Raw genomic sequence first — 23,704 nt, 5'->3', positions numbered from 1 at the left:
CATGTCTCGGCTGAGTTCTGGCCTGCGTGCAGGCGCCGCGTTCCTTGCTCTGGGTGTTACCGCTGCGATTTTCCCGTCGACCGCGGTAGCCGATTCCACGGAGGACTTCCCGATCCCCCGTCGCATGATCAACACCACGTGCGACGCCGAGCAGATCCTCGCCGCATCCCGGGACACCAGCCCGGTGTACTACCAGCGCTACATGATCGACTTCAACAACCACCCGAACGTCCAGCAGGCGACCATCGACAAGGCGCACTGGTTCTACTCGCTGTCACCGCAGGACCGCCGGAACTACTCCGAGAACTTCTACGCGCCCGTGTCCGACCCGCTGTGGGTGGCCTGGCCCAACCACATGAAGATCTTCTTCAACAACAAGGGCGTCGTCGCGAAGGCCACCGACATCTGCAACCAGTACCCGCCCGGCGACATGTCGGTCTGGAACTGGGCGTAAGCCGCAACTCTCTGGCAGCGCCGCCGCGGCGTGCGCGTTCCTCAGTAGTGCGCGTTCCTCACTAGAGCGCCGCCGCGCACCGGTCGGGCCGGATCAGCGCGGTTGTACCACTCCACCCGCCGGGCGCTCGTCAACGCCGTTGCGGATCAGCTCGCGCACGGCGGGACGCGGTCCGTATGGCCGCAGCATGGTGCTGGCCGGCCGCGGACGCACGTGCTGCGGCCACCAGAACCAGCGCCCGAGCAGGGTGGCCATCGACGGCGTCATGAACGACCGGACGATCAAGGTGTCGAACAACAAACCCAGCGCGATCGTCGTACCCACCTGGGCCATCACCAGCAGCGGGCTGAACATGAACGTGGCCATGGTGGCGGCGAACACCAGACCGGCGGAGGTCACCACCGAGCCGGAACCGGCCATCGCGCGGATCGTCCCCGTCTTGAGGCCGGCGTGAATTTCCTCCTTGAACCGCGATATCAGGAGCAGGTTGTAGTCCGAGCCGACCGCCAGCAGCAGGATGATCGCCATCGCCAGCACCATCCAGTGCAACCTCATGCCCAGGATGTACTGCCATAAGAGCACGGAAAGTCCGAATGAGGCGCCCAGCGACAGCAACACCGTACCGACGATCACGACGGCCGCCACGAGGCTTCGGGTGATCACCAGCATGATGACGAAAATCAAAGTGGCCGCGGCGATTCCGGCGATCATCAGGTCAATGTCGGAGCCGTCGTGCATGTCCTTGTACGACGCGGCGGTGCCGCCGAGGTAGACCTTGGCGCCCTCCCAGGGGGTGCCCTTGATCGCCTCGTGCACGGCCTGCTTGATCGGTCCGATGTGGCTGATGCCTTCCGGACTGGCCGGGTCGCCTTCATGCGAGATGATCAACCGGACAGCGTGCCCGTCCGGCGAGATGAACTGTTTGAGACCCCGCGCAAAATCCGGACTCTTGAACGCCTCCGGCGGAAGGTAGAACGTGTCGTCGTTCTTCGCTTTATCGAAGGCATCACCCTGGGCGGTGGCGTTGTCGGCCTGCGCTTTCGCCTGAGCGTTGAGACCCATGGTGGTCGCGTAGTTCGACATGATGGTGTCGAGGTTGTGCTGCTGGCTCTCGATCTGTGGTGGTATCAGCGCCACCAGCTTCGGCTGAATCTTGTCCAGCTTGTCCAGATTCGCGCTGAGTTCCACGATGTTCTGGGCCACCTGGTCGATGCCATCGAGTGCATTGAAGACCGACCGGAGTGCCCAGCAGACCGGAATGTCGTAGCAGTGCTTCTCCCAGTAGAAGTAGCTACGAATCGGCCGCAAGAAGTCGTCGAAGTTGGCGATGTCGTCCCGCAATGCCTCGGTGATCTTCACGGTTTCTTTGGTGAGCCTGGTGGTTTCGTGCGTCGTATTGCTGAGGTCCTGGGTGACCTGCATCTGCTCGTGCAGCGTTGCCATCGTCTTGCGCAGCTCGTCGGCTTGCTTGAGCAGGTTGTTCGCCTGCTCGTCTTGGTAGTGCTGGGTCTGGAGCCGCGCCGCGGCCTGCGCGCCCATCTGAAACCCGAGGGTGCTGTGGTCGAGTGGCGTGCCCAAAGGGCGGGTGATGGTCTGCACCCGGCCGATACCGGGGATGTGAAAGATTGCCTTGGCGACCTTGTCCAGGACCAGGAAATCGGCCGGATTACGTAGGTCGTGATCGGTCTCGATCATCAGCAGCTCAGGATTGAGCCGAGCCTGGTCGAAATGCCGGTCCGCGGCGGCATAACCGATATTGGCCGGGGTGTCCTCCGGCAGGAAGTGGCGGTTGTCGTAGTCCGTCTTGTAACCGGGCAGGGCGAGCAGACCAACCAATGCGACCGCGATGGTCACCGCGAGAACCGGTGCGGGCCAGCGGACAACGGCCGTGCCGATGCGACGCCAGCCCCGCGTTTGGAGCTTTCGCTTCGGGTCCAGCAGCTTGAAAAAGCTGGCCACTGTCAGCACCGCCGGGGCCAGCGTCAAGGCCGCGAGGACCGCGATCAGCATGCCGACGGCACAAGGGACGCCCAGCGACTCGAAATAGGGCAACCGGCAGAAGCTCAAGCAGTACATCGCGCCGGCGATGGTCAGTCCCGACCCGAGCACGACATGCGCGGTGCTGTGGAACATGGTGTAGAACGCTTGTTCGCGCGACTCGCCCAAACCGCGCGCTTCGTGGTAGCGGCCGACCACAAAGATCGCGTAGTCCGTCCCGGCGGCGATCGCCATGAGCACCAGCATGTTGTTGGCGAAGGTCGACAGCCCCATGACCCCGTAGTTACCGAGAGTCGCGACGACGCCGCGGGCCGCTGCCAGCTCGATGAAGACCATCGCCAGCATGATCAGAACGGTGCTGATCGAGCGGTACACAAACAGCAGCATCACGATAATCACGGCGAAGGTGACCAGGGTGACTTTCGCGACGCCCTTCTCGCCCGCGTGGGACTGGTCGGCGAACAGTGGACCCGGGCCGGTGACGTAGGCCTTGATTCCCGGCGGCGCGGGCACCGAGTCGACGATCTTGCGGAGGGCCGCGGAAGACTCGTTCGCCTTCCCGCCGCCCATGTTGCCGACGAGGTAAACCTGGACGTACGCGGCCTTTTGGTCGTGGCTCTGGGAGCCCGCCGCGGTCAGCGGATCACTCCAGAAATCCTGGACGTGCTGAACGTGTTTCTTGTCCTGCTCGACTCGCCTGACGATCTCGTCGTAGTAGCGGTGCGCCTCCGTCCCCAGCGGCTTGTCTCCTTCCAGCAGGATCATCGCCGAGGCGTCGGAGTCGAACTCCTTGAACTTCGATCCGATGTGCATCATCGACTGGAACGATGCCGCGTCAGTCGGACTCATCGACACCGAGTGGGTCTTGGCGACGACCTCCAGCTGAGGCGCCACGGTGTTGGTGACGAAGACGATGCCTAACCACACCAGGACGATCGGCAGCGCCAGCCGGTGGATCATCCGCGGCAGGAACGGCGGGATCAGCGGTTGGTCGACGCGCGGCGGGGCCTCGCTTGTCTCGCTCATGCCGACTTGTCCAGGCAGTAGACGAAGGCATTGACCGTTTCGTTGGAGGGCGAGCGATTCGGAGCCTTGATGACGTCACCGTGCCCGTCGTGGTTGTTCACGACGAATCGGCAAGCAATCCAACTGCCGTCTCCTTGTGCCACCAGGTTTGCCGGGATGCCGGGCTTTGTTGAACTCAATACTTTGCTCCAGGGCAAGGGCACATTCAGGGCCTGCTGCGGATGGGAGTTTTCGTCTAGGTAGTTGATGGTCGCCGTGCTGCCGGGTGAGCCCCAGACCTCGAGGGTGATCGTCTTGGCGTTGAACTCATCGAGGACCTCGCCCGACGTGCCGCCACCGAACGAACCGCGGTGAACGCCGAAGACGCCGTGCAGCCGGTACACCACGAATCCCGAGAGCGCGACGACGGCCACGATCGTGAGCACCAACCAGAAACGCCCCACCAGCCCCTTTTTCGTGGCGCGCCGCGGGGCGACCTTGTTGCCCTCGCTGCCGGCGGAGCCCTGCTTCCTCAGCGGCTCGGTCCTTGGCTCAGTCGTCGTCATGGGCGCTTCAAGTCCTCCACCATGGGCGTGTTCACCGGTTGCAGTTCGCCAAGCCACAGCGCTCCCGCCTCCTTTCTGAGTTCATGCGGATTCCGCGATGAGGCCGATGCAGGTGGCCGTCAGCAGGCGGGTGAGGGCGGACGCGAAGTCCAGATTCCATTCGGGCGGAACCACTTCCGGCTCCTCGGCGTAGACGTCGGTCAGCTGTTCCGGCGGGTTCGCGACCTGCCACAGCGTGGCCGCCAGCGAATACGCGGCCAGCAAGATGTCGAGCGAGCCCGATCGTCCGAGTTCGGGCAGCGCGCTGCCGATCGCATCGGCAAGCGAGACTGTGGCCGCGGTGCTGATCCGCCTGACCTCGATGACCCGCTCCGCGTCCACCTCGTGTTCCAGGTGCAGGTGCAGGTTGGCCAGCAGGTCGCAGAACAACGGGTCGTCGGCCAGGGCTTCGGCCAGTGTCTCGGCGATGCGCGAGGGTGACTTCGCCCCGGGCTCAGCCAGCTTCTCCGACACGGTATTCGACCATCTCACCCAGCCCTCCGCGGACAGATGCAGCAGGACTTCTTTGTGCGAGGTGAAGTAGCGGCGCACCGCAGAGTAGTGAATTCCGGCTCGGCTGGCGACCGCGGTCAGCGTGACCGACGCGACGCCCGTTTCCATCGCCAGCGACCGTGCGGCTTCCACGAGGGCCTCCGCACGTTGGCGCTTCTTTTCCTCAGTGCGGGCGCGCTGGAATGTTAGTTGCGCCACCGGCCGAGCGTAACGCACATCGTGTGATTTGCATAACGCACGGCGCGTGATTTGCGCTGCGCCACTTGTCGTCGCCAAAGCAGGTAAACGTGGAACCATGCCCATCGTCCGGCGCCCAGCGCGCCCCTCCGAGTAGCCCGTGCAGACCATCGCCCTGATCGGGTTGCTCGGCGGGCTGATCACCGGCATCTCGCCGTGCATCCTGCCGGTGCTTCCGGTGATTTTGCTGTCCGGCATGGACACCACCGGCGGTCGCGGCGCGAGTTCAGCGGCGCGACCATACCTGGTAATAGCAGGCCTGGTGTGCAGCTTCAGCTTGGCCACGTTGCTCGGCTCCGCGCTGCTCTCGGCACTGCACCTGCCGCAGGACGCCATCCGGTGGGCCGCGCTGGTGGTGTTGACCCTGATCGGCCTGGGCCTGATCTTCCCGCCGGTGCAGCACCTGATCGAGCGACCGTTCGCGTATCTCCCGCAGCGTCAAATAGGCTTGGGGGCAAACGGTTTCGTCCTGGGATTGACGTTGGGCGCCCTCTACGTCCCGTGCGCGGGCCCAGTGCTGGCCGCCATCGTGGTGGCCGGCGGGACGTCGTCGATCGGGCCGGGCGTGCTCGTGTTGACCGCGGCGTTCGCCCTTGGCAACGCGCTGCCGCTGCTGGCCTTCGCGGTGGCCGGGCAGCGCGTCGCCGACCGGGTGTCCGCATTCCGGCGCCGGCAGCGCGCAATTCAGATCGCCGGCGGGGTCGCGATGATCGTGCTGGCCGTGGCGCTGGTGTTCAACCTGCCCGCGACGCTGCAGCGCGCCGTCCCCGACTACACGACGGCGATGCAGAACAAATTGGGCGCCAACAACATCCAGCACAGCCTGGGCCCGGCCGCCGGGCAGCCGAACCGGGGCAGCGGGCTGCGGCTGAGCCCGCCCGGCGCCGCCGCCGACGGCACCCTGAGCGCGTGCGCGGGCGTCTCCGCCGGGCTGCAACAGTGCGGACCGGCCCCCGCTCTCACCGGCCTCACCGGGTGGCTCAACACCCCGGACGGCAAGCCGCTCGACCCCGAATCGGTACGCGGCAAGGTGATCCTGATCGACTTCTGGGCCTACTCGTGCATCAACTGCCAGCGGGCCATCCCGCACGTTGTCGAGTGGTACAACCGGTACCGCGATAGCGGGTTTCTCGTCATCGGCGTGCACACCCCCGAGTACGCCTTCGAAAGGGTTCCCGCCAACGTGGCCGCCGGCGCCGCCGACCTGCACATCACCTATCCGGTCGCCCTGGACAACGACTACGCGACGTGGAACAACTTCGACAACCTATATTGGCCGGCCGAGTACCTGATCGACGCGAAAGGCGAAGTGCGCCATACCAAGTTCGGCGAGGGCGACTACGACGACACCGAGGGGCTGATCCGCAAGCTCCTTCTCGACGCCCATCCCGGCATCCATCTGCCCGCGCCCACCAACACCGCCGATCTGACGCCGCAGACCAGGCTGACCCCAGAGACCTACCTGGGTGCCGGCAAGTCCGGAAACTATGGCGGCGGCGGCGATTACAAGTCCGGCACGTTGAGCCTCCCGCCGAACCTCGCCGCCGACAAGTTCGCTCTGCGCGGGCGCTGGACCGTCGACGACCAGGGCGCCACGGCGGACGGCGACGACTGCGCCGTCCGGCTCAACTACACCGCCAAAGATGTCTACGCCGTGGTCGGCGGCAACGGGACGATCACCGTATCCCGGGACGGCAAGACCACCACGACCCCGATCGGCGGAGCGCCCACATTGCACCGGATCGTCGCCGACGACTCCGCACACCGCGACCAGCTGGACATGCGGGTCAGCAAGGGATTACAGGTGTTCTCGTTCACGTTCGGTTAGCGGCTCCCGACTTCTTCGCGAGGCTTCCCAGCATCGCGACGATCACCCCGAATACGACTAAGGCGGCGCCGGCGAGCAACGTCCAGTTGAGCCATTGGTGCACAACGGCTTCGGCGTGTCCGATCATTGCCTCGGCGACCTGGCGGACGTTGCCGGTGGTGTGATTCAGCGCATCGTTGACGTAGCGGCCGGCGAGCTCGATGGCCGCCCACCCGCTCGCACCGACCAGCAGCGCCGAGACACCCAGGCTGCTCAGCGCCTTGCCGCGCCGGCGCGCGGCCGCCACCGTGAGCAGAGCGCAGACACCGCACAGCACCGCCGCACCCGCGCTCACCCACGGGCCCCAGCTGGACAGCCGGCTCAGCCGTCCCTGTCGCATCGATGGCGGCAACGAAACAGTCAGCGGGACAATAAGTTTGGCGGGCACCGCCACGTTGTGGCAGTCGAGCAGCGGCCGGATCGAGCCGTCGTCGAGCATCGGCGCCACATCCACCGCCCACTGGTCGTCGCCGCCGGTGGCCCCCGGGTCGTGGAACAGCCAGTCGTGCGCCGCCCGGTTCGCCTGGGCGAACAGCGGTGGAAACGCAGGGCCCGCGGTGAAGTTTCGGGCGGCCTCGCGCACCTCGGAATCCGCGGCCGCGGAGCGGTCCCCGCCATGCTGGGCGATGAGAGTCATTGCCCGCGCGGTTAATTCGGACGCCATGGCAGACTGCAGCGCCGGATCCGCGGCCGCGTGCCGGGCCAGCGCGGCGTAGCCGTCGGCGTCGACGACATTGAGCTGTGTCCACGCCGCGGGGACCGCGACCGCCAGCGCGAGCGTGGTGATGAGCCACAACAGCACAGTCGCCGCGAATCGCACGCTTGCGAATCTACGCAATCCCCCGCACGAACGCGGCCTGCCCGAGGTGCTGGGCGCAGTCGTCGATGATGCTCACCAATCGCGCGCTGGCCGTCACCGGCGGATCCCAGTTGGTGTCCACGACGCGGGTCAGCTCCCCGGCGGTGACGCCGGCGACGTATTCGAGGGTGAGCCGATGTACCGCGTGGTAGTAACCGGACAGCAGATCCGCGGGCGCCTTCACCTTGGCCACATCGTCGGGTCCGTGCCCGTAGCCGGTGTCGTTGCGCGGCAGGTCCAGTCCGAACCGGTCCACCCAGCCGTCGCGGAACCACACCTGCTCGACACCCGCGATGCCGGCCAGCTGGATGTCCTGCACCCGGGCGCTGTGCCAGAGCAGCCACGCGATGCTGTTGGCGCTCGGGGCCGGCCGGTAGCCGGACTGCTCGTCGGTCAACCCTTCGGTGATCTGATCCACGTGCTCGATCAACCGGGTGAACGCGTCGCGGAGCAGTTCCCGTGCGGCATCGTCGGCGCTGGCCATATCCGCGACCCTACGGGAGGCCGTGCCAGACCGCTTCGACGTTGTTGCCGTCGGGGTCGCGCACGAAGGCGCCGAAATAGCCTCCCAAAACAGGAGAGTGGTACTCCGGCCACAGTCGCGGGGCGTGCAGCGACTCGGCTCCCAGCCTGACCGCGGCGTCGTGAAAGGAGTGGACCGCGGCTTCGTCGGCGGCGTGGAAGGCGATGTGGACTTCCCGGTTGGGACCATTGGCGTCACCCGCGGCGATGTCTGCGATCCAGAAGTCCGGCCTGCCGTCACGCCCGTAGCCAATGGCCACGCCGAAATCCAGCTGTCGCGAGTAGCCGAGAACGCCAAGGACCGTGTCGTAGAACTTCTGGGATTTCGGGTAGTCGGCGCAGTTGATTCCCAAGTGGTCGATCATGCGACCAATCCTGGCACCACCCGCCGACACGGTCGTAGATTGTTTGGATGACTTACGACCTCATCATCCGCAGAGGCACCATCGTCGACGGGCTGGGGGGTGAGCCGTACGTCGGTGACGTGGCCGTGAAAGACGGTGTCATCACAGCGGTCGGCGCGATCAACGGGGCGACGGCGGCGCGGGAGATCGACGCCACCGGGCTGCTGGTCACGCCCGGCTTCGTCGACCTGCACACCCACTACGACGGCCAGTCCATCTGGTCGGAGCGCCTGACCCCGTCCTCGGCGCACGGGGTGACGACGGTGGTGATGGGCAACTGCGGAGTGGGTTTCGCGCCCTGCCGCCAGTCCGACCACGACGTGCTGGTCGACGTGATGGCCGGCGTCGAGGACATTCCCGGGGTCGTCATGACCGACGGCCTGCCGTGGACGTGGGAGACGTTCCCCGAATACATGGATGCGCTGGACGCCGGCAGACGTGATATCGATGTGGCCGCCTACCTGCCGCACTCGCCGCTGCGGGTTTACGTAATGGGTCAGCGTGGGGCCGCCCGCGAGGCGGCCACCGCCGAGGACCTCGCCAAGATGCGCGCGCTGGCCAAGGAGGCGATCGAGATTGGCGCTCTTGGTTTTGCATCGTCGCGGCTGACCATTCACAAGACCGAGAGCGGCTCGCCGATCCCCAGCTACGAAGCCGCGCGCGAGGAGATCGAGGAGATCGCCAGGGGCATGGTCGACGCCGGCGGCGGCTTGCTGCAGTTCGTGCCGGACATACCGGCCGGCAGCTACGAGCCGGTGCTGCAGACCGTGTTCGACGTCGCCGCAGATGTGGGTCTGCCTGTCACCTTCACGCTGGTGGTGGGCAACGCCGGCGACCCGACCTGGCCGGACGCCATCAACATGGTCGAGAAGGCCAACGCGGCCGGGGGCGACATCAGCGCCCAGCTGCTGCCGCGCCCGATCGGGATGATCATGGGCCTGCAACTGTCCGCCAACCCGTTCGTGCTCTACCCCAGCTACCGCGAGATCGCCGACCTGCCGCTGGCCGAGCGCGTCGCCGAGATGCGCAAACCCGAGGTCCGCGCCCGGATCCTGGCCGACAAGCCCGGCCAGGGACACCCGATCCTCATTGTCACCCAGATGTGGGATTGGATCTTCCCGCTGGGCGACGACCCCGACTACGAGCCCGACCCGTCCACCAGCATCGGGGCCCGCGCCCGCGCCCGCGGCGTGGATCCGATGGAGGAGGCCTACGACCGGCTGTTGGACGATGACGGCCGCGCCATGCTGCTGGTCGCGATGAGCAACCTGCAAAACAATTCGCTGGACACCGTCGGGGAGCTGCTGCACCGCGACGACGTGGTGCTCGGGCTCGGCGACGGCGGCGCGCACTACGGGATGATCTGCGATGCCAGCTACTCGACGTACTTCCTGACGCACTGGGCACGCGATCGCAAGGCCGGACGGTTCACGGTGCCCGAGGCGGTTCGCGAGCTGACATCGGTGCCTGCCCGCGTCGCCGGGCTGGGCGACCGGGGCCGGATCGCGGTCGGGTTCAAGGCCGATCTCAACGTCATCGACCACGCGGCCCTGCGGCTGCACCGGCCGATCATCAGCTACGACCTACCCGCCGGCGGACGACGCCTGGACCAAACCGCCGAAGGGTATGTTGCCACCGTCGTTGCCGGGGAAGTGATCGCCGAAAACGGGGTCCCCACCGACGCCCGGCCGGGGAAGTTGGTGCGCGGGCGCCGGCCCATCCCCGCAGCCTCGCAATAACGCCACCAGGGCCGGGGTGTCCCGGTTAAGTTGTGTCGGTGACGAACCCGCATTTTGCGTGGTTGCCGCCGGAAGTCAACTCGGCATTAATTTTCTCCGGTCCTGGTCCCGGGCCGCTGCTTGCTGCCGCGAAGGCGTGGGACGGCCTGGCCGAGGAGTTGGCATCGTCGGCGTCGTCGTTTTCTTCGGTGACGGCGAATCTGGCCAGCGGGTCATGGCAGGGCGAGTCGTCGACGGCCATGATGTCGGTGGCCAGTCACTATGTGAACTGGCTCAGCACGGCGGCCGCGCAGGCCGAACAAGTGTCGCACCAGGCCTCGGCCGTCGCGTCCGCGTTCGAGGAAGCGCTCGCGGCCACGGTGCAGCCCGCTGTGGTGGCGGCCAACCGCGCCCTGGTTTCGGCGTTGGCGGCAAACAATCACCTGGGTCAAAACACCCCGGCCATCGCCGACATCGAGGCCGCCTACGAGCAGATGTGGGCCGCGGACGTGGCGGCGATGTTCGGCTATCACGCCGACGCGTCGGCGGCCGTGGCCAAGTTGCCGCCCTGGAATCAGGTGCTGAAGAACCTGGGCGTCTCCGGCGCCGCCACCGCCGTCACACGCCCCGCCGCCCCCGCCTGAACCCGGCCGTCGGTGAAGTGCGGCGCCTATCCTGGTAGGCCATGCGCACCAAGAAGAAGGTCGATCTCGCGGCCCTGGCCCACGCGCTGGCCGACTATCCATACGCGTATCTGATCACCGTCGACGACGAATACCGGGCGCACACCGTGACGGTCGAGCCGCACCTGCGCGAGGCCGTTCTCGACGTCGGACTCATCGGCGGGCGAACCCGCGACAACCTGGCCCGGCGGCCCGACGTGACCCTGCTGTGGCCGCCCGCCGCACCCGGCGGCTACTCGCTGATCGTCGACGGCACGGCGGAACTGACCGACGCCGGGGCAAAGACCGCCCGCCTGACCGTCGTCGTCACCCGCGCGCTGCTGCATCGTGACGCCGACTCCCCCGACGCGGCCAAGGGCTGCCTGCACGACTGCGTCGTGTTCTCGCTACCGGCCTGAGGCCGTACAGTCTGGTCCGTGAGCCGTGTCGCACCGCTCGCCCCGCCGTGGAGCGAAGAAGATGCCGCCGGCATCAACAGCTGGGGTCACCCCGACCGCACCTACGAGCCGCTGCTGCTGGTGCGTTGCCTGCAGCGCCATCCGGCGCTGGCCTCGCGCCTGCGCAAGCTCGGCGAATCCCTGTATGTCTCAGCCCTTTTGCCGGGCCGCACGCGGACCATCGCCATTCTGCGCAGCTGCGCGCTCCTGCGCTGCCGGTACGAGTGGGGCGGGCAGGCGGCGTTCTGGGGCCCGATCACCGGCGTCAGCGACGACGAGTGCGACGCGCTGGTCACCGGCGGCCCCGACGACCCGCGGTGGAGCCCGGACGAGCGGGCGCTGATCGGGGCGGTGGACGAACTGGAGCGCAGCGGCTCGTGGTCGGAGGCCACCTGGACAGCGCTGGGGCGCTTCCTCACCGACGAGCAGCGCATCGAATTGCTCACGGCGGTGGGCTGGTACCGCACCATCTGCACGCTGTGCAACGCGCTCGCGCTTCCGGTGGAGGGCTGGATGCGGCCCTGGCCCTCAGGGCGCTGAGGCGTCCCGGCGCAGGCTCGGATGCTGGTTTTTCAGCAGCGGCAACAGCAGCCGCCGCGGCATGAACTGGAACAGGCGGGTGCTGATCTGGCTGGGTAGCCCGGGGATGACGGTTCCGCGGTCGTGGTCGAGCGCGTCGACCCCGGCACGCGCCACCTGACGCGACGGCTTCCACATGAACTTCGGGAACGCGTCCGCGAAGTCTCGCTCGTCCATGCCGGCGCTCTTGACGAACTCGGTGCGCACCGGACCCGGACACAACAGCGCGACGGTGACCCCGGTGCCGGCGAGTTCGCCGCGCAGCCCCTGGGTGTAGTTGTTGACGAACGCCTTGGTGGCCGCGTACCCCACCTGCCCGGGGAAGGGTTGGTAGCCGGCGGTGGATCCGACGTTGAGGATCGCGCCGCGGCCGCGCGGCACCATCTGCTGGACCGCGCGGGTGGTCAGGTCGATGACGGCCTCGACGTTGACCCGCACCTGCGCGATCTCGTCGGCGACCGGCCGTTTCACCACCGAGCCCATGGTGCCGATGCCGGCGTTGTTGACCAGGATGTCGGCGGTCAGCCCCCGCCGCCCGACCTCGTCGAACAGGCCGGCGCGGGCGGCGGCGTCCGCGACGTCGCACGCGATCACCTCCACGTGCACACCGCGACCGGCGAGCTCGCCGGCGAGCTCGCGCAGCCGGTCTTCGCGGCGGGCGACCAGCGTGACGCCGTGGCCGCGGTCGGCCAACTCGCGCGCGATGTCGGCGCCGATGCCCGACGACGCGCCAGTCACCACGGCGGTGCTGGTGGGTGAGGGAGTCGGAAGCGCCATGCCGTTGAACCTACCGGTCGCCGAGCGTCACGCTGGCGCGACGGTCGGCGTCGAGGGCCACGCTGGCGTGACGGTCGGCGTCGAGGGCCACGCTGGCGTGACGCTCGACGAAGGTTGGCTGAACGCACGAAAAAGCCCGGCCCCTTGTCAGGGCCGGGCTTTCCCGTAGTGAGTCGTGGACTTAGAAGTCCATACCGCCCATGCCACCGGTCGGGTCGCCCGCGGGTGCGGCCGCCTTCTCCGGCTTGTCGGCGACGACCGCCTCGGTGGTGAGGAACAGCCCCGCGATGGACGCCGCGTTCTGCAGCGCCGAACGGGTCACCTTCACCGGGTCGGCGACGCCGGCCTTGAGCAGGTCCTCGTACTCACCGGTGGCGGCGTTCAGGCCGGTACCGGCGGGCGAGTTGCGGACCTTCTCGGCCACCACGCCGGGCTCCAGACCACCGTTGAAGGCGATCTGCTTCAGCGGAGCCTCGAGCGCCACCCGGACGATGTTGGCGCCGGTCGCCTCGTCACCGGTCAGCTTCAGCTCGTCCAGCGACGGGGTCGCGTGCAGCAGGGCCACGCCACCACCGGCGACGATGCCCTCCTCGACGGCGGCCTTGGCGTTGCGCACCGCGTCCTCGATGCGGTGCTTGCGCTCCTTGAGCTCGACCTCGGTGGCGGCCCCGGCCTTGATCACCGCAACACCGCCGGCCAGCTTGGCCAGGCGCTCCTGCAGCTTCTCGCGGTCGTAGTCGGAGTCGCTGTTCTCGATCTCGCTGCGGATCTGGGCCACCCGGCCGGCGATGGCGTCGGAGTCACCGGCGCCCTCGACGATGGTGGTCTCGTCCTTGGTGACGACGACCTTGCGGGCCTTACCCAGCAGGGCGACGTCGGCGCTTTCCAGCGACAGCCCGACCTCTTCGCTGATGACCTGACCACCGGTGAGGATGGCCATGTCCTGCAGCATCGCCTTGCGGCGGTCACCGAAGCCGGGGGCTTTGACGGCCACCGACTTGAAGGTGCCGCGGATCTTGTTGACGACCAGGGTGCTCAAAGCCTCGCCCTCGACGTCCTCGGCGATGATCAGCAGCGGCTTGCCGGCCTGGATGACCTTCTCCAGCAGCGGGAGCAGGTCCTTGACCGTCGACACCTTGGAGCTGACCAGCAGGATGAAGGGGTCCTCGAGGACGGCTTCCTGACGCTCGGCGTCGGTGACGAAGTAGCCCGAGATGTATCCCTTGTCGAACCGCATGCCCTCGGTGAGCTCGAGCTGCAGGCCGAAGGTGTTGGACTCCTCGACGGTGATGACGCCCTCGTTGCCGACCTTGTCCATCGCCTCGGCGATGAGGTCGCCGATCGACTGGTCACCCGCCGAGATGGCCGCGGTGGCAGCGATCTGGTCCTTGGTCTCGACCTCTTTGGCCGACTTGAGCAGGGTCTCGGTGACCTTCTCGACGGCCTTCTCGATGCCGCGCTTCAGACCCAGCGGGTTGGCGCCGGCCGCGACGTTGCGCAGGCCCTCGCGGACCAGCGCCTGGGCCAGAACCGTGGCCGTCGTCGTGCCGTCACCGGCAACGTCGTCGGTCTTCTTGGCGACTTCCTTGACCAGCTCGGCGCCGATCTTCTCGTAGGGGTCCTCCAGCTCGATCTCCTTGGCGATGGACACACCATCGTTGGTGATCGTGGGGGCGCCCCACTTCTTCTCCAGGACGACGTTGCGGCCCTTGGGACCCAGCGTCACCTTTACCGCGTCGGCGAGGGCGTTGAGCCCCCGCTCGAGGCCGCGACGGGCCTCTTCGTCATACGCAATTGTCTTGGCCATTGCGAAGTGATTCCTCCGTATTGGGGATGACACGTTCTGGCCGGGTGCAGTGCCCGCGACGGACGGCAGGGTGTCTTCCGCTTGTCGCGGCCCTAGCCTCACCGTCCCGACCTAGCACTCACTGGTCGTGAGTGCCAACGTCATTCTTAGCACTCGCCTATGTCGAGTGCAAGAAATCACGGCAGGTCGAGCAGCTGCTCGTAGAAGCCGCCGAAGCCACGCGGGCGATCGACCAGATGGATCTCGAGGATCCAGTGGCAGGTGCGGCCGCGCGGATCGGTGCGGCGCATCGGCTTGTCCGATCCGGGCATGATGTACCACTCGACGCCGGGCCCGGCGATCTTCTTGTGCGGGAATTCGCCGATCAGGTGGCCCGCGATGCGGCTGCCCCACTCGAAGCCCTCGGCGCGCGCCACCCCGACCACGTGGTCGAACAGCTCGGCGCCGGTGACCCCGGGGTGATCGGCGAAGTGGTCGCGGCCGGCCGCCCACACGCGCGGCAGGGCGTCGCGCAGGGCGGCCTTGTGCGGGTCGTCGCCGAGCACGAAGGTCCGCCCGAAGTCGGCCTCCCACTCCTCGAAGATCGGACCCAGGTCCAGGAAGACGATGTCGTCGTCGACGATCACCCGATCCGGCGGACGCTCCTGAAACGGCTGCAGCGTGTTCTCCCCGGCCCGCACGATCCGCCGGTGCCAGTGCCGGGTCACCCCGAACATCTCGCCGGCCAAGTCGTGAATCTGGTCGGACAGTTCCTTCTCCGCCAGCCCGGGGCGGATCATGGCCCGCCGCTCGACCTCGTCGAACAGTTGCGCGGCTTTGCGTTCGGCATCGCGCAGCCGTTGCACGCGAACATCTTCGGCGGTCGATCGCTCCACACCGGCGATGCTATGCGCACACTGGAACCATGTCGCTCGTCGTGCCGCCCTACCCGCCCGCCCGATACACCGGGGACGGACCGGAGATCAGCGCCTGGATCAAGAGGGCCGACGAGCCGGCCGACTACGAGACGTCCGGGGTGAAATACCACTACCTGGCCAACCAGCACGACACCGCGGGCGACTACGGCCTCTACCGGGTGGACATCGCCCCGGCCGGCGGCGGGCCCCCGGCGCACTTCCACCGCGCGATGTCCGAGGCGTTCTTCGTCCTGTCCGGAACGATGAAGCTGTACGACGGCAGGCAGTGGGCGGACGGGCGCCAGGGCGACTTCCTGTACGTCCCGCCCGGGGGCGTGCACGGTTTTCGCAACGAGGCGGACAAGCCGGCGTCGGTTCTGATGCTGTTCGCACCCGGCGCGCCGCGCGAGGCCTACTTCGAGGGCTTCGCGGCGCTGGCCGACATGACCGACGACGAGCGCCGGGAGTGGTTCGTCCGCCACGACAACTATTGGGTCTGAAGGTCACCATCGACATAACGCTGCAGGTTGGGGGCGATCGCGGCGATGGCCTCCGCATCCGGCATCGACGCGACCGGCTCGATCTTCCAGACATAGCGCATTAACGCGAAGCCCATCATCTGTGACGAGACGAGGCCACTGCGGATCAGGCGGTCCCGCTCGTCGCTGCCCAGTTCCGAGATCCCCATCAGGCTGCCCTCCACGATGCGTCGCAGCTTGTCGCGCGTGGACGGTTCGTGCGCGGCGGTCTGCAGGATGGCGCGCAGGATCGGCCCGACCTCGTCGTCGGCCCAGGTCGCCAGCAAGAGGGTGATCAATGCGGCGCCGAGCCGATCGCGCGGCGCGGTCCAGACCTTGGCGACGTCGTCCAGGAACTTTGGCGGCGGGTTCGTCGCCGCGTCCAACAAACCTTCCTTGGACCCGAAGTAGTGGTAAACGAGCGCCGGATCGACGTCGGCCGCGCGGGCGACCGCCCGGATAGTCGTGCCGGCCCAGCCGTGTTCGGCGAATTCATCGCGGGCCGCGGCGGCGATCTGCGCCGCGAGCACCCCGCGTTCATCACGCGGACCGGGAGTAAGCGCTTGCCGTTTCACCACGAGTTTCATCCTACCGTGAATTTCCTCTTGCGTTGAGACTTTATTCAACGTATGGTGAAATTCATAATCTCAACGCACGGTGAAACTTCTGGGAGCACGCATGCGCACCGTCTCGAATCGCGTCGCCGGAACCGAGCGCGGCCAACGGCAACTGAACGGCCCGCAGACGTCAGACCGCGAGTACCGGAACCTGAGCCACCCGCGGTATCGCACGCGTCGCCACATCAACGTCAGGATCCCGATGCGAGACGGAATCGAACTCGTGGCCGACATCTTTCGCCCGGATGCCGCAGGATCGTTTCCAGCGCTGGTGGCCGCATCGCCATATGCTCGACAACTGCAGGACCTCGGCGCACCGGCGGGGTTCATCGAGGCCGGAGCCACCGACTTCTGGGTGCCGCGCGGCTACGTGCACGTCATCGTCAATCTGCGCGGGACCGGCGGCTCGGGCGGGGTTTTCAGCTTCTTCGACAGTCAAGAACGTCGCGACATGTACGACCTGATCGAGTGGGTCGGCGAACAACCTTGGTGCGACGGCAATGTGGGCATGCTGGGAATCAGCTACTTCGCGATGACCCAACTCGAGGCCGCTGTCGAGCGACCGCCGCACCTGAAGGCCATCTTCCCGTTCGGAGCGACCGCCGATATCTACGATGGCGTGTCACATCACGGCCTGGTCAGCACGGCGTTCGCCAGTTCGTTTTTGTCAATGCTCGGACTCACGGCACCGAAAAGTGACCGGTTCTATCGCAGCGCACCGTTCGCTGTCGCCCGCCGCATCCTGAACCGGCCACGCCTGCACCGCAAGTTCGCCACCATGAACGGCGAGTCGGCCAACGGAATCCTCGATGTGCTGATGAGGCTGCCTCACCCGCCCCGTCCGTGGGACGAATTCTGGCACGATGTCGTCGTCAAGCGCCCGCTGCGGGACGCCTGGTGGGACGATCGCGATCTGACACCGCTGCTCGAAAAGATCGATATCCCAATCTATCTGGGCTGCGACTGGGAAAACGCGCCGCTTCATCTGCCCTCGACCTTCTCGATGCTGCCCAAGTTGATCAAGAGTCCCTGTGTGCGTGTTGCGATGCTCGGCAAGTTCGGCATGACCTGGCCATGGGAGAGCCTGCACATCGAAGCGCTGGCGTGGTACGACCACTGGCTCAAGGGACAGGACACGGGCATTTTGGAGGGGCCTGCATTCCGCTACTTCCTGCCCGAAGCCGCCGAGTGGCGGGCGGTGGAGTCGTGGCCACCGCCGGGCGGCTCACATCGTGAATTCGCCCTCCGCGCCGACGGGGTCCTGGCCACCGACGAGGGCGAACCCGGCGACCGCGAGTACATGGCCCTGGGCGCTGGGCTCAATCGACCCAAGCCCAGCGTGATCGATCCGCCCGCGATGCTGACCTGGACCAGCGCACCGTTGGCGGACGACCTCGACGTGGCCGGCGACATCGAACTACGCCTGGTCGCCTCGGCAACGGCGTTGGACACGGCGTGGATAGTCGTGGTGTCCGACATCGCCGAAGACGGTTCTCTCGTCGACCATCTCAGCGGTGGGTGGCTAAGGGCCAGCATGCGCGATGTCGACGAAGATGCCAGCCGCCCGGGCGCGCCAATTCTGCCGTGCCGAACCGCGGCCGGGGTGCCAATCGGTGAAGACGTCATATATCGAATCCCATTGGTGCCCAACGCCCGCCGATTCCGCCGCGGACACCGTGTCCGGTTGACGCTGTGCAGCGATGACTGGAATCCCGGGGCCCCGGTGATCATGAACTTCCGCCATGCGACCGTCGGAACCAGCAGCCTCAATACCGTCCGTTCATCGTCGCGGCTGTTGCTGCCGGTCCTTTGAAAGCTGACGTCTCGGCCGAACTCAGTCAAACTCATAGTCGCCGGCGGCCATGCTGCGGGTGCGTTCGAAGAATTCCTTTCCGCTGTATGGCAATTGGGTGACGACCTTGCCGCTGGGATGGCGGAAGTAGTTGGTACAGGCCAGCCAGACCTTGCCCTGCATCTCGGCCTGGATCTCATCGTTGTAGCGCCGCTGCGCGTCGGCCGTCACCGCGACGGTGCGGGCGCCGCGGCCGGTCATCACGTCGAGGATGTGCCGGATGAAGGTCGTCTGCGTCTCGTGAATGTAGATGATCGAGTTGACCCCATTTGTGTTGGGGCCATAGAGCGTAAAGAAATTTGGATATCCGGCGATCAGCGTGCCGAGGTAGGCCTCGGCGCCATCGGCCCAGTCGTCGCGAAGGCGACGCCCGCCGGTTCCGTACACGTCGATACTGGCCAAGTAGTCGGCGGCCGTGAACCCGGTGCCGTAGATGATGGTGTCGACCTCGTGTTCGACGCCGTCGGCCGTGCGCACGCCGCGTTCGGTCAGCTCAGTGATGGCGGTGGTTTCCAGCTTGACATGTGGCAGGGCGAAGGTGGGATACCACTCCCGCGACATGAGCGGCCGTTTGCATCCGGCCGGATAGTCCGGCGTCAGCTTGGCCCGCAACTCGGGATCGGCCACCTTGCGCATGAGGTAGCTGCGCGCGAGTTCGGTCGCGTCATAAGTCTGTTGGGCATCGACATCGAAGCTGGCCGATTCGTAGGCGTCGAATGCGTCGTCACGTAGCTTTTGCGCGGCACTGGGGTCGCGTTCGAACAGCTCGTGCTGCTCGGGGGTGAACGGAAAGTCGAACCTCGGCGCGATCCAGATCGGGGTCCGCTGAAATACGGTGAGCTGCGCGGCTTCCGGGGCTATCGCCGGAACGTACTGGATCGCGCTGGCACCCGTACCGATGGAGGCGACCCGCTCCCCCGCCGTCGACCGACTGTGATCCCACCGCGCGGAATGGAATTGGCGTCCCCGAAATCGTTCCGCCCCAGGGATATCGGGGATATACGGCATGTCGAGCATTCCGACCGCGCTCACCACGAGGTCGAAGTCGTGCTCCCGGCCGCCCTCGGTGACCAGCGTCCAGCGCCGCATACTGTCCGACCAGCGGGCCGTGGCGACCGCGGTGTTGGGCCGCAGGTGTGCGCCGAGCCCGTGGTCGGCGGCGACCTTCTCCAGGTAGGCGAGGATCTCGGGCTGGTTGGCATACGTCTTGCTCCAACGCGGATTGGGCGCGAACGAGTACGAGTACAGGTGCGACGGCACATCGCAGGCCGCGCCCGGAAACGTGTTGTGCCGCCAGGTGCCGCCGAAGCCGTCGGCGCGGTCGAAGATCGTGAAGTCGTATCCCGCGGAGGCCAGCTGGATGCCCATCGCGATGCCGCCGGCGCCCGCGCCGATAATGCCGACCTGCGGGGGCCTCATTGCGCGAAATACGGTCGCTCGGGCCGGCTTTTCTCGACGAGGATGAAGGTCACGCCGAACGGATCGACGAACCAGCTGGTGCGCACCCGCGCGACGTCGGCGATTCCGCTGACCAGGAACCGCACCCCCTTGGCCTCGAGTTCGGCGCGGGTGGCATCGATGTCCGTGCAGATCAGACCGACGTGGGAGAGCCCCACGTCGGTCAGGGCCCTGTCCGCCGCGCCGGCATCGACGTTCACGTACTCGATCACCTCGAGGACCCGGTCGCCTATCCCATCCGGGCCGGGCAAGCCCACGATCGCGGCCTTCATCGTGGGATCGGGCACCAGCTCGCCCATGTCGTCGCGAATCGCGTTACCGGCCATCACATAGGGCGGCGAGAGCACTTGCAGACCCAACACGTCGCGGTAGAACGCCACCGCGGCCTCACAGTCGGTAACGCACACCCCGGTGTGGGCCAGCCCGGTGATCACGTTCTCGACTCTACGTCCGCTGGTGTCGAGCCGAACCCGCGGCGAGTACGTTGTGGCGCATGAAATCAAACGCCGAGACCCGCAATTGGTCGGAGGGTGACGTCCCGGATCAGAGCGGGCGCGTCGTCGTCATCACCGGTGCCAACACCGGCATCGGTTATGAGACGGCCGCCGTACTGGCCCACCGCGGCGCCCACGTCGTGCTCGCGGTGCGCAACCTGGAGAAGGGCAACACGGCGCTGTCGCGCATCGTCGCCGCCAGCCCGGGCGCGGATGTCACGCTGCAGCAGCTCGATCTGACCTCCCTGGACGCGATCCGCTCAGCCGCCGACGCGCTGCGCGCGGCCTACCCGCGCATCGACCTGCTGATCAACAACGCCGGGGTGATGTGGACGCCCAAGCAGGTCACCCGGGACGGGTTCGAATTGCAGTTCGGCACCAACCACCTCGGCCATTTCGCGCTGACCGGCTTGCTGCTCGAGAACCTGCTGGGGGTGCGGGATTCGCGAGTGGTGACGGTCAGCAGCCTCGGGCACCGGCTGCGGGCCGCGATCCACTTCGACGACCTGCAGTGGGAACACGGCTACGACCGGATCGCGGCCTACGGGCAATCCAAGCTGGCCAACCTGCTGTTCACCTACGAGCTGCAGCGCCGGCTCGCGGCCAAGGCCGACGCGAAGACCATTGCCGTCGCGGCGCACCCCGGCGGCTCGAACACCGAGCTGACCCGCAACCTGCCCAGCGTGTTCCGGCCGGTGGCGGGAGTGCTGGGGCCGGTGCTGTTCCAGAGCCCGGCCATGGGCGCGCTGCCGACGCTGCGGGCCGCCGCCGACCCGGCCGTCCAGGGCGCGCAGTACTACGGCCCGGCCGGGTTCCTCGAGCAGCGTGGCCGCCCCAAGCTGGTCAAGTCCAGCGCCCAATCCCACGACCAGGAGTTGCAGCGCCGGCTATGGGCCGTCTCCGAGGAACTCACCGGCGTCAGCTTCCCCGTCTGACCCGGGGATAATGGCTGCGATGCGTTCCGTCGCCGAACACCAGCGGATTGTCGCCGGGCTGATTCGGGCGCGCCCGCCGGTCGCGGTCCCGCTGACCGACGCCCAGGGCCTGGCCTTGGCCGACGACGTGGTGGCGCGGCTGGCGTTGCCGGTGTTCGACAATTCGGCGATGGACGGCTACGCGGTGCGCGCCGAAGACACGGCGGGCGCCACGCCCGAAGACCCGGTGGTGTTGCCCGTCGCCGAGGACATTCCGGCCGGGCGCACCGACGAGCTGACGCTGCGTCCCGGGACGGCGCACCGGATCATGACCGGCGCGCCGCTGCCCGCCGGGGCGACGGCCGTCGTGCCGGTGGAGGACACCGACGGCGGCGTAGGCGTGGTGTCGATCCGGGGCCCCCGCGAGGCCGGCAAGCACATCCGCCGCGCGGGCGAGGACGTCTCCCCCGGCACCACCGTCTTGCGCCGGGGTCAGGTCGTGGCGCCCGCGGCGCTCGGACTGGCCGCGGCCCTGGGCATCGCCGGGCTGCCGGTGATCCCGCGCCAGCGCGTGCTGGTCGTGTCGACCGGATCGGAGCTGGTGACGCCGGGCACGCCGCTGCTGCCGGGGCAGATCTACGAGTCCAACTCGATCATGCTGGCCGGCGCGGTCCGGGATGCGGGCGCCGACCTGGTCGCCGTCGCGACCGCGAAAGACGAAGTGGCCCAATTCCGTTCGATCATCGAGCGGTACGCGGGCGGCACCGATCTGATCATCACCAGCGGCGGCGTCAGCGCGGGTGCCTATGAGGTGGTCAAGGACGCCTTCGGGCGCGGGGGCGACCAGGGCGTGGAGTTCGTCAAGGTCGCGATGCAGCCGGGCATGCCACAGGGGGTGGGACGGGTGGCCGGCGCGACGATCGTCACGCTGCCGGGCAACCCGGTCAGCGCGCTGGTGTCCTTCGAGGTGTTCATCCGGCCCGCGCTGCGCCGGGCCATGGGCCTGCCGGACCCGGACCGCCCGCGCCGCGACGCGGTCCTCGCCGAGTCGCTGACGTCGCCGCGCGGCAAGCGCCAGTTCCGGCGCGCGGTGCTCGACGGCGCCGGCACGGTCACCGGCTACGGGCCGTCGGCGTCGCACCACCTGCGCTGGCTGGCGTCGGCGAACGGGCTGCTGGACATCCCCGAGGACGTCGTCGAGGTGCCGGAGGGAACCCGGCTGCAGGTCTGGGATCTGCGCTAGGCCGGCTCAGCCGCGTCCCGATGGAACTCGTCGGCCCGGTCGAACGCCGGGGAGCAGCGGATCGCCACGCCGACCATCGCCATCATGATTGGAATCGTGGCCAGCGCCGCCGATAACCCCACCCGGCCGGACAGGTGGCCGATCAGCGGCGGCCCGAGCACATAACCCGTCCAACCGGTCGCGGCCACGAGGGCGATGGTCGATCCGCCGCCGCTCACGCCGTAGGCCGCGCTGAACGCGGTGGGCACCAGCAGCGCCACACCCACACCCAGCGCGGCGAAGCCGAGCACGCTGACCCAGGCGCTGGAGGCGGCCAGCGCCACGCTCATGCCCGCGACGGCCATCAGGGCGAGCGCCGGCAGCAGCCGCCGACTGGACACCCGCCGGTGTAGCCGGGGTGCGCCGAACCGGGTGATGACCATCGCGGCGGTGTAGGCGGCGTAGCTCAACGCGGCGACGCCCGGGCCGGCGCCGACGACGTTGCGCAGGTAGTTGGCCGACCAGTCGGTGGCGGCGCCTTCGCAGAGAAACGACGCGAACGACACGGCCGCCAAAATCGCCACCGCCGGCGTCATCCCGGCCCGCTCGCGCCGGTCCGGCGCCGGCGACGCGGCCGCGGGGTCGCGGATCAGGCGGCGGGTCAATGGTTCCACCACGATCAGCACGGTCAGCCCCACGACCGTCAGCTGGGTGGTCAGGCCGACGCCCGCGCTGACGCACACCGCGCCGATCAGGGCGCCCGCCAGCGTGCCGACGCTCCACATGCCGTGGAACCGCGCCATGATCGGCGCCCCGGCGAGCCTCTCGACCGTGCCGGCCTGGGTGTTCATCGCGACGTCCAGCGCGCCCTGGAACAGCCCCCACAGCGCCAGCGCCGCAAACAGCGCGGCCGCGGATCCGGCCGGGCCGACCGTCATCCCGGCCGCGACGTAGCCGGCCAGCGTGACCGGGATCAACCGGTGGCTGCCCCAGCGCGGCAGCGCCCAGTGGCTGAGCAGCGTGGCCACCAGCGATCCCGCCGGCGCGCCGAACAGCGCGGTGCCCAGCGCCGCGTCGGAGAGCCCCAGCTCGGCCTTGACGTGCGGAATGTGGGCGGCCCAGGACGAGAACACCAGACCGTGCGCGACGAAGACGGCGGTGACCGTGACTTTCGTCCGGCGCAACTGCGTTGCCCGCCGCTGGTTCGATTGCATGTCGGAGGTGGGCGTTCCCGCTGCGGGCCGATACGAATCAGCCGCCGGCTCCGT

Annotated in this window: 22 protein-coding genes and 1 pseudogene; 10 read left to right on the top strand and 13 right to left on the bottom strand. The window is 67.7% G+C overall.

Features of this window, described 5'->3' with window-relative positions:
• Position 1: 1 nt before the first annotated feature.
• Entirely contained in the window at positions 2-454 is a 453-nt protein-coding gene (locus OQ789_RS05605; RefSeq protein ID WP_324684042.1) for a DUF5078 domain-containing protein, read from the top strand.
• Positions 455-547: 93 nt separating this feature from the next.
• Here OQ789_RS05605 and OQ789_RS05600 read toward each other — a convergent pair whose 3' ends face one another.
• From OQ789_RS05600 to OQ789_RS05590, 3 genes are all read right to left on the bottom strand, one after another.
• Positions 548-3,478 (bottom strand): MMPL family transporter, encoded by a 2,931-nt coding sequence (locus tag OQ789_RS05600; RefSeq protein ID WP_324684040.1) that lies wholly within the window; start codon positions 3,476-3,478, stop codon positions 548-550.
• Entirely contained in the window at positions 3,475-4,023 is a 549-nt protein-coding gene (locus tag OQ789_RS05595; protein ID WP_324684039.1) for an MmpS family transport accessory protein, read from the bottom strand. Before OQ789_RS05595 ends, OQ789_RS05600 begins: the two co-directional genes overlap by 4 nt.
• Before the next feature lie 81 nt (positions 4,024-4,104).
• Positions 4,105-4,791: a TetR family transcriptional regulator gene (locus OQ789_RS05590; RefSeq protein ID WP_324684038.1), complete on the bottom strand. Its 687-nt coding sequence runs from the start codon at positions 4,789-4,791 to the stop codon at positions 4,105-4,107.
• A 121-nt stretch (positions 4,792-4,912) separates the two neighbouring features.
• Here OQ789_RS05590 and OQ789_RS05585 point away from each other — a divergent pair, with 121 nt between their 5' ends.
• Entirely contained in the window at positions 4,913-6,640 is a 1,728-nt protein-coding gene (locus tag OQ789_RS05585; protein WP_324684036.1) for a cytochrome c biogenesis protein DipZ, read from the top strand.
• Here OQ789_RS05585 and OQ789_RS05580 read toward each other — a convergent pair.
• From OQ789_RS05580 to OQ789_RS05570, 3 genes are read right to left on the bottom strand one after another with little or no spacing between them, the layout of a single operon-like run.
• Positions 6,627-7,499 carry a hypothetical protein gene (locus tag OQ789_RS05580; RefSeq protein WP_324684035.1) on the bottom strand — a complete coding sequence of 291 codons (873 nt, stop codon included), beginning with the start codon at positions 7,497-7,499 and terminating at the stop codon, positions 6,627-6,629. The genes OQ789_RS05585 and OQ789_RS05580 overlap by 14 nt on opposite strands.
• A 10-nt stretch (positions 7,500-7,509) precedes the next feature.
• Positions 7,510-8,022 (bottom strand): mycothiol transferase, encoded by a 513-nt coding sequence (locus tag OQ789_RS05575; RefSeq protein ID WP_324684034.1) that lies wholly within the window; start codon positions 8,020-8,022, stop codon positions 7,510-7,512.
• Between the two features lie 10 nt (positions 8,023-8,032).
• Complete coding sequence (locus OQ789_RS05570; RefSeq protein ID WP_324684032.1) at positions 8,033-8,425, bottom strand: VOC family protein; 393 nt, start codon at positions 8,423-8,425, stop codon at positions 8,033-8,035.
• 47 nt (positions 8,426-8,472) lie between these two features.
• On the opposite strand from OQ789_RS05570, the gene OQ789_RS05565 reads away from it, so the two are divergent.
• The 4 genes and pseudogenes from OQ789_RS05565 to OQ789_RS05550 all read left to right on the top strand — a co-directional run bounded on the left by OQ789_RS05565 (position 8,473) and on the right by OQ789_RS05550 (position 11,842).
• Positions 8,473-10,203 carry an N-acyl-D-amino-acid deacylase family protein gene (locus OQ789_RS05565; RefSeq protein WP_324684031.1) on the top strand — a complete coding sequence of 577 codons (1,731 nt, stop codon included), beginning with the start codon at positions 8,473-8,475 and terminating at the stop codon, positions 10,201-10,203.
• 38 nt (positions 10,204-10,241) lie between these two features.
• Positions 10,242-10,781, top strand: a pseudogene (locus OQ789_RS05560) (PPE family protein); the annotation flags it as partial.
• 86 nt (positions 10,782-10,867) lie between these two features.
• A complete protein-coding gene (locus OQ789_RS05555) occupies positions 10,868-11,263 on the top strand; it encodes a pyridoxamine 5'-phosphate oxidase family protein (RefSeq protein ID WP_324684029.1) in 396 nt (131 codons plus the stop codon).
• Between the two features lie 18 nt (positions 11,264-11,281).
• A complete protein-coding gene (locus tag OQ789_RS05550) occupies positions 11,282-11,842 on the top strand; it encodes a carboxymuconolactone decarboxylase family protein (protein WP_324684028.1) in 561 nt (186 codons plus the stop codon).
• Here the strand turns inward: OQ789_RS05550 and OQ789_RS05545 are convergent.
• From OQ789_RS05545 to OQ789_RS05535, 3 genes are all read right to left on the bottom strand, one after another.
• Positions 11,831-12,658, bottom strand: a complete 828-nt coding sequence (locus OQ789_RS05545; RefSeq protein ID WP_324684026.1) for an SDR family oxidoreductase — start codon at positions 12,656-12,658, stop codon at positions 11,831-11,833. The two genes, OQ789_RS05550 and OQ789_RS05545, sit on opposite strands and share 12 nt — an antisense overlap.
• 181 nt (positions 12,659-12,839) lie before the next feature.
• On the bottom strand, positions 12,840-14,465 hold the full coding sequence (gene groL, locus OQ789_RS05540; RefSeq protein ID WP_007768358.1) for a chaperonin GroEL: 1,626 nt from the start codon (positions 14,463-14,465) through the stop codon (positions 12,840-12,842).
• Positions 14,466-14,641: 176 nt separating this feature from the next.
• The gene (locus OQ789_RS05535) at positions 14,642-15,340 is read right to left on the bottom strand and encodes a M24 family metallopeptidase (protein ID WP_324684023.1); all 699 of its coding nucleotides are present in this window, start codon (positions 15,338-15,340) and stop codon (positions 14,642-14,644) included.
• A gap of 29 nt (positions 15,341-15,369) precedes the next feature.
• Here OQ789_RS05535 and OQ789_RS05530 point away from each other — a divergent pair, with 29 nt between their 5' ends.
• The gene (locus OQ789_RS05530) at positions 15,370-15,861 is read left to right on the top strand and encodes a cupin domain-containing protein (protein ID WP_324684021.1); all 492 of its coding nucleotides are present in this window, start codon (positions 15,370-15,372) and stop codon (positions 15,859-15,861) included.
• Here the strand turns inward: OQ789_RS05530 and OQ789_RS05525 are convergent.
• A complete protein-coding gene (locus tag OQ789_RS05525) occupies positions 15,849-16,466 on the bottom strand; it encodes a TetR family transcriptional regulator (RefSeq protein WP_324684020.1) in 618 nt (205 codons plus the stop codon). The genes OQ789_RS05530 and OQ789_RS05525 overlap by 13 nt on opposite strands.
• A 91-nt stretch (positions 16,467-16,557) precedes the next feature.
• On the opposite strand from OQ789_RS05525, the gene OQ789_RS05520 reads away from it, so the two are divergent.
• Positions 16,558-18,309 (top strand): CocE/NonD family hydrolase, encoded by a 1,752-nt coding sequence (locus OQ789_RS05520; protein WP_324684245.1) that lies wholly within the window; start codon positions 16,558-16,560, stop codon positions 18,307-18,309.
• Positions 18,310-18,330: 21 nt separating this feature from the next.
• On the opposite strand, the gene OQ789_RS05515 is transcribed toward OQ789_RS05520, so the two are convergent.
• Entirely contained in the window at positions 18,331-19,767 is a 1,437-nt protein-coding gene (locus OQ789_RS05515) for an NAD(P)/FAD-dependent oxidoreductase (protein ID WP_324684018.1), read from the bottom strand.
• A complete protein-coding gene (locus OQ789_RS05510; RefSeq protein ID WP_324684016.1) occupies positions 19,764-20,240 on the bottom strand; it encodes a VOC family protein in 477 nt (158 codons plus the stop codon). Before OQ789_RS05510 ends, OQ789_RS05515 begins: the two co-directional genes overlap by 4 nt.
• Positions 20,241-20,299: 59 nt before the next feature.
• On the opposite strand from OQ789_RS05510, the gene OQ789_RS05505 reads away from it, so the two are divergent.
• Positions 20,300-21,235 (top strand): SDR family NAD(P)-dependent oxidoreductase, encoded by a 936-nt coding sequence (locus OQ789_RS05505; RefSeq protein WP_324684015.1) that lies wholly within the window; start codon positions 20,300-20,302, stop codon positions 21,233-21,235.
• A 19-nt stretch (positions 21,236-21,254) separates the two neighbouring features.
• Positions 21,255-22,457, top strand: coding sequence for a gephyrin-like molybdotransferase Glp (gene glp, locus OQ789_RS05500; RefSeq protein WP_324684014.1), 1,203 nt, complete (start codon positions 21,255-21,257; stop codon positions 22,455-22,457).
• Here the strand turns inward: glp and OQ789_RS05495 are convergent.
• The gene (locus tag OQ789_RS05495; RefSeq protein ID WP_324684013.1) at positions 22,454-23,650 is read right to left on the bottom strand and encodes an MFS transporter; all 1,197 of its coding nucleotides are present in this window, start codon (positions 23,648-23,650) and stop codon (positions 22,454-22,456) included. The two genes, glp and OQ789_RS05495, sit on opposite strands and share 4 nt — an antisense overlap.
• Positions 23,651-23,704 lie beyond the last annotated feature (54 nt).

It is taken from the genome of Mycobacterium sp. 94-17, assembly GCF_035617725.1.
GTDB lineage: Bacteria > Actinomycetota > Actinomycetes > Mycobacteriales > Mycobacteriaceae > Mycobacterium.
This window is presented reverse-complemented; position numbering and strand designations above follow the sequence as displayed.